Below are 9,921 nucleotides of genomic sequence, written 5' to 3' on the forward strand. Positions count from 1 at the left end.
AGCATTGCTTACCTTTATTTTTTATAATTGTAAGTTGAGTTTTTCTATAAAGTCCCAGAAATGGGCATAGAAAAACCACCCTTGTAAACTTTGGCGAGTGAAAAGGGTGGAGTTTCTATTCTGAGTATTTGGCCAACCACTTGTATTGGGGCGGTTGTTTCTTTAATATTATTCTAATACATAGTTACTGTATTTGCAAGTGAAAGTGGTACCATTTTAGTAACGCTATGATACTGCTATTTTTACCAAGGACAGCAAATCAAGCAATCATCCTTGCTATTTCAACGGAATTACAAGGAAATTCAACGCTTTCACAGTGGACAATCGGTAATTTTAATGGTATATTTTTAAAGATATCATAGTAATCTGGCGGATTGTGCCCTTAGGGATGGGCCTGGCCGGAAAACACCAGAAACATCAGAAAAGAGGAATTAACTATATGGCAGCTGCCCAGCAGAATAAGATACGCAACTTTTGTATTATCGCTCATATTGATCACGGAAAGTCGACCCTTGCAGACAGGATCATAGAGAAGACAGGTTTGCTCACCAGCAGGGAAATGCAATCCCAGGTGCTTGATAATATGGATTTGGAACGGGAGCGGGGAATTACCATTAAGGCCCAGGCAGTCCGGACCGTTTACAAGGCCGTGAACGGCGAAGAATACATTTTTAACATGATTGACACTCCAGGTCACGTGGACTTTAACTATGAGGTTTCCCGAAGCCTTGCAGCCTGTGACGGAGCCATCCTGGTTGTGGATGCTTCCCAGGGAATCGAGGCCCAGACACTGGCTAATGTCTATATGGCTCTGGATCACAATCTTGACGTATTTCCGGTATTAAATAAAATCGATCTTCCAAGCGCGGAACCGGAGCGTGTGGTGGAGGAGATCGAAGATGTCATCGGGATCGAAGCCCATGATGCTCCCAGGATTTCTGCAAAGACAGGTCAAAATGTGGAAGCAGTTTTAGAAGCGATTGTTGAAAAGATCCCGGCTCCAAAGGGAGACCCTGAAGCTCCCTTCCAGGCCCTGATTTTCGACTCTCTTTATGATTCCTATAAAGGCGTCATCGTTTTCTTCCGTGTTAAAGAGGGAACGGTAAAAAAAGGCGACAGGGTGCGCATGATGGCGACAGGAGCAATAGAAGAGGTAGTGGAGGTTGGCTATTTCGGCGCAGGACAGTTCCTACCGTGCGAGTTATTAAGCGCCGGTATGGTAGGATACCTGACAGCCAGCATAAAGAATGTAAAAGAAACCGCAGTGGGTGATACCATCACCAATGCGGACCGGCCTTGTAAAGAACCTCTTTCAGGCTATAAGAAAGTGACATCCATGGTATACTGCGGCCTGTATCCTGCGGATGGAGCCCGTTATAATGATCTGCGGGATGCTTTGGAAAAGCTTCAGCTTAACGATGCTTCCTTGTTCTTTGAGCCAGAGACTTCTCTTGCCCTTGGCTTTGGCTTCCGATGCGGATTTTTAGGTCTTCTTCATCTGGAGGTTATTCAAGAGCGTCTGGAACGGGAATATAATCTGGATCTGGTAACAACGGCACCCGGCGTTGTTTATCGTGTTTATAAAAAGAACGGTGAGAAGCTGGAACTGACAAACCCTTCCAATCTGCCTGATCCAACGGAAATTGAATATATGGAAGAACCAATTGTCAGTGCTGAGATCATGGTGACCACGGAATTTGTAGGCGCCATCATGACTCTGTGCCAGGAACGGCGGGGGGTGTATCTGGGTATGGAATATATGGAAGCTACCAGGGCACTCTTAAGATATGAGCTTCCTTTAAACGAAATCATTTACGATTTCTTTGATGCCTTAAAATCCCGCTCCAAGGGTTATGCGTCATTTGATTATGAATTAAAGGGCTACCAGAGGTCAGAGCTTGTGAAGCTGGACATTTTGGTAAACAAGGAAGAAGTGGATGCCCTTTCCTTTATCGTTCATGCATTATCTGCCTATGACAGGGGACGGAGAATGTGCGAGAAGCTTAAGGATGAGATCCCCAGACAGCTTTTTGAGATCCCCATCCAGGCGGCTATCGGCGGCAAGATCATTGCCCGTGAGACAGTGAAGGCCATGAGAAAGGACGTTTTAGCCAAATGTTATGGCGGTGATATTTCCCGTAAGAAGAAACTTCTTGAAAAGCAGAAGGAAGGTAAAAAACGTATGCGCCAGGTCGGTAACGTAGAGATACCGCAAAAGGCATTTATGAGCGTACTGAAATTAGATGATGAATAAAAAGAATCTTGAGATTTATGTGCATATCCCGTTCTGCGCACGTAAATGCGCTTACTGCGATTTCTTATCTTTTCCCGGTAACCGGAAGATGCAGCGGGAATATACAGAAAAGTTAATAGAAGAGATCAAATGCCAGAGTGCCAATGTCAAAGAATACCAGGTAATCAGTGTATTCATAGGAGGAGGCACTCCTTCTATATTAGATATAGGAGACATGGCAGCAGTTCTTCATGCTCTAAGGGAAGCGTTTGAGATCCTTCCTGGTGCAGAGATCACGATGGAGATAAATCCTGGTACGGTAACGGCCGAGGCGCTTTCCTGTTACAGAGAAGCAGGAGTAAACCGGATCAGTATGGGGCTTCAGTCCGCAGATGACAAAGAACTGCGCTATTTAGGCAGAATTCATACTTACGATGAATTCCTGAAAAGCTATCAAAGAATTCGTATGGCCGGATTTGACAACGTAAATGTGGATTTGATTTCAGCAATTCCAGGGCAGACATTGGAATCATGGAAGAATACCTTAAAAAAGGTGACAATGCTGAAGCCGGAGCATATATCTGCATATAGTCTGATCGTGGAAAAGGGGACACCTTATTTTGACCGGTATGGAGAGCAGGGAAACATGAAAAACCACTCTCTGACATCGGAAGAAGGTCATAGTCTTATGTCTCTGCCGGATTTGCCGGATGAGGATACAGAGCGAGAAATGTATTACCTGACCCAGGAGTTTCTAAAGGAACAGGGGTATGAAAGGTATGAAATATCCAATTACTCCAAAAACGGATACGAATGCAGGCACAACATTGGCTATTGGACTGGAGTTGAGTATCTGGGCTTAGGTCTGGGGGCAGCTTCTTATTTGAATGGATGCCGTTTTCACAATACTTCTTCATTCGATGAGTATTGCAGCGCCCATTTAGACCAGGAAGAAGCATTTCAGAGAGTGTTGAGGCAGGAGTTTGAGCAGCTGTCTTTAGAGGAAAAGATGGAAGAATACATGTTTCTGGGACTGCGTCTCATGAAAGGTATTTCAGCCCACGGGTTTGCCGGCAACTTTGGCCACAATATCCGGAGTGTTTACGGTATGGTGCTGGATGCAATGGAAGAGGAAGGGCTAATGGAGTATAAAGATGGCTGTTATAGTCTGACCTCCAGAGGGATCGACATCAGTAATTATGTCATGAGCCGGTTTTTAAGATAAGCAGAATCCGTTAGCTATAATGAAGGATGGTAATATATAACATTATTTAATACAATTAATCTAATATTAATTACATGATACAACTAGTTTGATTTACGTTAAAGTAGAATAATAGGTGAAGATAAGAAGAGAAATTTTGGGTTTTATGTCCGATATTATTATACTATAACAAGAATCATTTAATTCGAAGAAGCTTCGTTAAAAAACGAAAGCACGGAAAGTTGATAGGTTTTCTTTTCAATGCCAGACAGAAATCTTCTTGTTTTTTCTGCAAGAGGATTTCTGTTTTTTATTTTTAACTTTTCGCAAATGTAGAATATTTTATCCCTGAATTGGGAACGATTCGTATTTGAAATATGGTATTGCATAATAGGAGGACAATATGGATATAGCCTGTAAGAATAAAGCAAGAATCGTTACAGATACGCTGATCAATGAATATTGTGCGTGGTTGCACGGTTGTGAAAAAAGCAAAGAAACAATTCGGAGTTACCGATATAATCTCTGCTTATTCATGCGCTATCTCAATGGAAGATCTGCTAATAAAGAAATTGTGATTATGTGGAAGGGTGTTATGCGTGAAAAAATGGCTCCTGTGACGGTAAATGGGGCCTTGGCTGCGCTTAATGGTTTTTTTAATTATTGCAATTGGGAGGATTGTAGAGTGAAATTTCTTAAAATCAGCCGCAATACTTTTTGTTCAGAGAACAAGGAGTTATCAAAGGATGAGTATAGGAGATTGGTTAAAACTGCTTTGGAAAAAGGTAATATAAGATTGGCTTTATTGCTGCAGACGATCTGTTCAACCGGAATAAGGGTATCGGAGCTACCTTTTATTACGGTAGAAGCCGCAGCCAAAGGACGGGCGGAAGTGGATTGTAAGGGGAAAGTGAGAACTGTGTTCCTTACAAGACAGTTATCTCAGATGTTAATATTGTATGCACAAAAAAAGCATATAGAAAGCGGTATGATTTTTATAACAAGGAATGGAGCTGCATTGGACAGAAGTAATATCTGGAGAGAAATGAAAGCATTGGGCGTAGAAGCGGGCGTTGCACAGGAAAAAATTTATCCCCATAATTTACGACATTTATTTGCCAGATCTTACTATGATTCAGAGAAGGATTTGTCCAGGCTTGCTGATATACTGGGACATAGCAGTGTAAATACGACACGTATTTATACGATAGAAAGCGGCTATAACCATATAAGGCAGCTGGAAGGTCTGAAATTGCTGGTTGAAGTTGACGACAGAATTCCTCTTTTGTTGTAAAAGCATAATAGTATCTTAAAATATTCTACTACATAAAGGAAATAAAATCCACTATTTTTCTTCAAAATCTCCCTTTTTTGAAATTCAGGTACAACAAATAAGCTGGTTTGCATTATTTTTGCAAAACCGGCCTTTTATAGTGTTTATATTTAGATATGAAAAACCGGAGCGTTATATCAAACCCGGTTTTTCTTATTTTTAAACAACAAAAGAGGAATTCTGTTGTATTTTGCAAACAGTATCCATGTTGAGTGACAATTTTCTCTATGACGGGGAAAACTCCATGAAGTTGTAGCTTAAGAGAAAGGAAGGTAATGATGAGGAATGAAAAAGAGATTATGTGTGCTAATGATCTTCGCGCTATCGGTAGGCTTTTTAATGTCATCTTTTCATGAAGATGTCTATGCTGCTGAAGGCTGGAAGATCGAGAATGGCGAATGGTCATACCTTGGTTCGGATGATCAGCCGGTGACGAACGTTTGGAAAAAATCAAAGGATAGTTGGTATTACTTATCATCGGAAGGAACGATTCTTAAGAATTGTATCTTCCATCTGGGAAACACCAGTTATTTCGTGGATGAAGATGGAAAGATGGTTCAAAACACCTGGATCTGGATTGATGAAACCAAAGATCCGGAAGGTGATTTTGAAGAAGGCTGGTACTATTTTGGAACGGATGGCAAGGCGTATCAAAGAAAGGGCAACAGTTTCAAAAAGAAGATTAATGGAAATACCTATCTGTTTAATGAAGATGGACTTATGTTAACTGGTTGGTTTGATGAAAATGGAAATTCCATCAATGATTCGGATGATCCGTTTGTAGAAGGGGTTTATTATTCCGGAGAAGATGGGATTCTGTTTACAGAAAAATGGCTGGATTATGGTGAAATCGGCTATGGAACCGGTGGTTCTGAACTGCTTAGCAACATGACCGACCGCTATTATTCGGATTATGAAAAAATGTGGATCTACTTTGATGAAAGCTCTAAAAAGGTTTTCAGCAAAGGAGAGACTTTAAAGCAGAAGAATATCGGCGGAAATGCCTATGGATTTGATGAAAATGGAATTATGAATCCATGGTGGGGCAAAGTGGCAACCATCAGCAATGCGGATAAAAGCAATCCTACCAGCTCCACATCTGCAAGATTTTATTCCGCATACGATGGAGGCAAGCTTCTGAAAAATATGTGGTTTTGGATGTACCCGTCTGAAAATCTGGATGAAACGGATTATTTTGATCAGGAATGCAGCTGGTGGCACACGGATGAAAAAGGGGAAGTCTACCGGAACCGGATCCGTAACATCAGCGGAAAAAATTATGCCTTTGACGGAATCGGAAGGATGAAGACGGGCTTTGTATTGTTCGACGGGAAATCGGAGTTTGTAGCCCAGTACGATGTGGATGATTGGAGTTCAGAGGATTTTATAGATGGCTCATTGTATGGAATTGAAAAATCCGATCTGTATCTGTTTGCGCCAGACGAATTAAATGACGGGTCCATGCAGATTGGAAAGGAGATCAAGGTGGAGCTGGAGGATGGAATCTTTACATTTGGATTTTCCGGAAACGGAAAGGCATATGGGAACCGGAACAAGCTTCAGAGAAAAGACAACAGATATTACATCAACGGACTTAGGCTGGAGGCAGATGAAGAATATGGCTACGGTGTGGTAGAGGTTCGGAATAACGATGAGACCTATTACCAGGTGGTAGATATGAATGGAAAGATTGTAAAAGGTGATAAAAAGGCAGTAAAGGATAAAGATGGAGGATATCTCCTTATTATCAACGACAGATTTGCAGCATGGGTGGGAGATGATGAAAAGCCCAGATGGAGAGACGGAGTTGATGGAATTGGTTTCTATCACTATGACAAAGACAACAAGGAGAATCCATATGAAGAGGGTCTGATTGCCGGTTATGGTACAGAGTCTTACACAGATGAACTGCCTCCGGAAGAAAGGCTTAATTTCTAATCAGAGGAGATAACGGATATGACTATAAAAAGTAAAAAAGCAGGAATATCAAAAAGATGGTATCAGCTATGTATACGCTTTTTTGCGATGATTCTGTCAGTTTGTATCATAGGTTGCCAGTTATTGCCGGGAATGAGTGTGATCGCGTATGCTTCCTCAGAATTGACAAATGAAGATCTTGGAAACGGAGCCAGTGAGGCAACTGCATATAAATGGATTGGACCACGAAGTGGAACGGGCGAAACTGGGGGTAACTCATACCGTTTTGACTTGTGCGGATTACAAGCAGGGCAGATAGAATACAGCACAAGTGGAATTCAGACAACCTATGGCTGGCAAGGGTATGCAACCTACCTTCAGGTTGATGGAGGTACCATTTATAAGGCAAATGGGAATACCAATGGAGCCGTGGAAGAACTGGCAAGTATGGGTGTGGAATTAAAAATTGCAGTCTCACCAAGTCCGGATGACAAATATGTATTTGTGGATTATTACGTTTATGACAAAAACGGACAGGGTGGAACTAATGGCAGGTCTGTTAAACTGGGGACAGGTACAGATGTAATGATAGGATCGGGAAGCACTGCTGATAATGCTACGATATACAAAAATGACCGCGGTTTTCATATGGTGAACTCGGGAACACAGGAAACATTTGACTGTATCACAAACGACAGTAGTCTTGGCGTTACACCACCAACAACCAGATGGATAAGTTATTATTCCTCATGGGGGGCTAACGTATTTAATGAGGGCGGAGGAAGTTCATTAAGCGGAACCGATTCAGCAATGGCTTATTCATGGAGTTTTCAGCTCCATCCATATGAGGTGGTACATAGGCGTGTGGCTTTTGCAATCCGAGATACATCCTACTATGTATCTTCAACTGGATCTGACAGCAGTTCGGCACAAGGGACATACAGCAGTCCGTATAAAACTATTGAATATGCTTTAAATAAAATTGGAAATAAAAAAGGGTATATCTATGTGATGGATTATCCGGATATAGTGGCTCCTATAACAATATCCGGGTCTTCTAAGGATATTACAATAGCAAGTACAGATTTTGATTCTGCTGGAAATCCCACAAGTGAAAATTCGGATTATATTAAGACTTTGAAACGTGCAGATTCCTATACCGGCTCAGTTTTTAATGTTTCAAGCGGAACAATAAAATTTACAGACATCATCCTTGACGGAAATGGCGTGGAAACATCCTCTCCGCTTATATCTGCAGCTAACGGAACGGTTGAGATCAATAGTGGAGCGGTTGTGAAAAATTGCAATGGGACCTCAACTGGATCAGGAAGTGCGGTAGAGATAACGGGAGCAGCAAATCTGTCAATGAATTATGGAACGGTAAAGGATAACATTTCCAATGGTAAGGGAGCTGTTTATTTTGACAGTAACGGAAGCTTTTCCGTTAAAAATTTGGTAACCATTGAGGATAATGTAAATTCTTCAGGAGAAAAAAACAATGCTTATCTTGCACAGGGAAAACGAATTACTGTAAATGGAGATCTGGATGCCTCACGGATCGGCGTGACTGCAGAGCAGATACCGGATGCCTCGGTCGGAGATTCAACAGTCGCGGGACATGAAGTTGTTATAGCTGTACCTTCGGCTGATTATTCCGGAAGCATTACTTCTTGCCCATTTGCAGACAACTTTTTTGCAGATAAAGACACAGGGAACGGTACTGGGATTTATACCGCGATTGGTTCTTCAGCTTTAAACAACTCGCGGAACACGGTCTTAAAGCGTAACGGATATACCGTAAGCTTTGCGTACCAGGATTCTGCTACAGGAGGAACTGTAACCGGTGCACCGGATACCCCCAGCCAGTCCTTTGCATCGGGAGAAGGGGTGGTAATTTCGCCGCCATCGGCTATTTCTGGGTATGATTTTACCGGAATCGCCATTGACCAGGGGACCGGAAGCACCTTAACTGCGATAGAAACAGCAGGAGCCGATTTTGGAAAGATAACCGGGACCATGCCGGGGCAGGATGTGGTGGTCACCTATGAATGCACCCGGATCGATGCATCCATCGCCTTTGTCGTCAACGGAGGGACGCCTCAGCCGCAGACACTGGCAGGAACGGCCGGGAACAGCGTAAACGCCCTGTTTCCCAGTGTAAGCAGGTACGGATACGTATTTAAGGGCTGGAGCAAAGTGAACAGCCAGACGAGTCCGGAGTACATCTCCTCCCTGCCGGCTGTCTATCCGGAAAGCCCGGTTACTTACTATGCCATATGGGAGTCGGATCCGGGAGTAAAGTTTGATTATACGGTGGATTACACCAATCAGAACGGCTCCATCGTGTTCCAGTCGACGACCACGGCAAATACCTATTCCGTGGAATCGGTACTCCAGTCCCAGAAAAAGAACATCCATGGATATTTGTGGAGCCTTTTGGATTCCCTGACCAGCCCTGCTGAATATAACTATGACGGGCTTGGAGCAGTGCCGATCGGAACCTTTAACGGCTCGACTGGGGAATTTACCGGAAGGATGCCGGGACAGGATGCGGCTGTGAAATACGCATACAAGGTAGATCGCAATAATCCGGCAGCCAGATCGGATTTAACGGTGCGCTATGTGACGGAGAACGGAACCGTGATCCATACTCCGGGTGTGACAGCGTATTACCCGGAGGATGCCATAAGTACAAGTCCGCTGGATATATACGGATACCAGTTCGTATCAGGAAGCATAACAGCCGGAGATACTGCGGATGATACGGATGGGAATCTGGTCAGTGCAGTCCAGGGAAGCTTTGGAAGCAGCGGCGGTTTTACAGGCGTCATGCCGAACCAGCCGGTAGAAATTACATATGTATATGAAGCAACAGGGGAAGGCTACCGGTTTACGGTCAACTATCTTGATAACAACACGACCGATAATAACTTAAGGAATATCGTTATTCCTGAAGTCCAGCAGAAAACAGCGGATACGGCGGTCAGTGCGGAGTACCGTGATTTATACGGTTATAGCTATGAAAGTGCGGCAGCAGTACCGGATTCAAGTGGAAGCTTTGATACCGGACATGATTATACGGGGACCATGCCAAGCGATGACTTAACCGTCAGCTACGGGTATGACCGTGTCCAGTCCCAGTGGGCCTGGATTACTTACAAATCAGGCATCAATGGCGCCATCTCCCATGGAAGCGGAGTTTCTTCTGATGTACAGGAACAGGGAAGCGGAACC

The 9,921-nt window shown here is 43.2% G+C and carries 5 protein-coding genes; all 5 read left to right on the forward strand.

Translation table 11 applies throughout. The features are described 5' to 3' along the window. Window positions 1-439: 439 nt before the first annotated feature. Complete coding sequence (gene lepA / locus RT269_RS17110) at window positions 440-2,254, forward strand: translation elongation factor 4 (RefSeq protein ID WP_313184362.1); 1,815 nt, start codon at window positions 440-442, stop codon at window positions 2,252-2,254. Continuing rightward, complete coding sequence (hemW, locus tag RT269_RS17115; protein ID WP_313184364.1) at window positions 2,244-3,458, forward strand: radical SAM family heme chaperone HemW; 1,215 nt, start codon at window positions 2,244-2,246, stop codon at window positions 3,456-3,458. The genes lepA and hemW overlap by 11 nt, the downstream gene beginning before the upstream one ends. 382 nt (window positions 3,459-3,840) lie before the next feature. Then, window positions 3,841-4,731 carry a tyrosine-type recombinase/integrase gene (locus RT269_RS17120; protein WP_313184366.1) on the forward strand — a complete coding sequence of 297 codons (891 nt, stop codon included), beginning with the start codon at window positions 3,841-3,843 and terminating at the stop codon, window positions 4,729-4,731. A 324-nt stretch (window positions 4,732-5,055) separates the two neighbouring features. After that, window positions 5,056-6,708 (forward strand): cell surface protein, encoded by a 1,653-nt coding sequence (locus tag RT269_RS17125; protein WP_313184367.1) that lies wholly within the window; start codon window positions 5,056-5,058, stop codon window positions 6,706-6,708. Between the two features lie 45 nt (window positions 6,709-6,753). Continuing rightward, window positions 6,754-9,921 (forward strand): MucBP domain-containing protein (locus RT269_RS17130; RefSeq protein WP_442913826.1); only part of this gene is annotated, 3,168 nt, incomplete at its 3' end.

The sequence above is a fragment of the Lacrimispora sp. genome (assembly GCF_032078915.1).
GTDB lineage: Bacteria > Bacillota > Clostridia > Lachnospirales > Lachnospiraceae > Lacrimispora.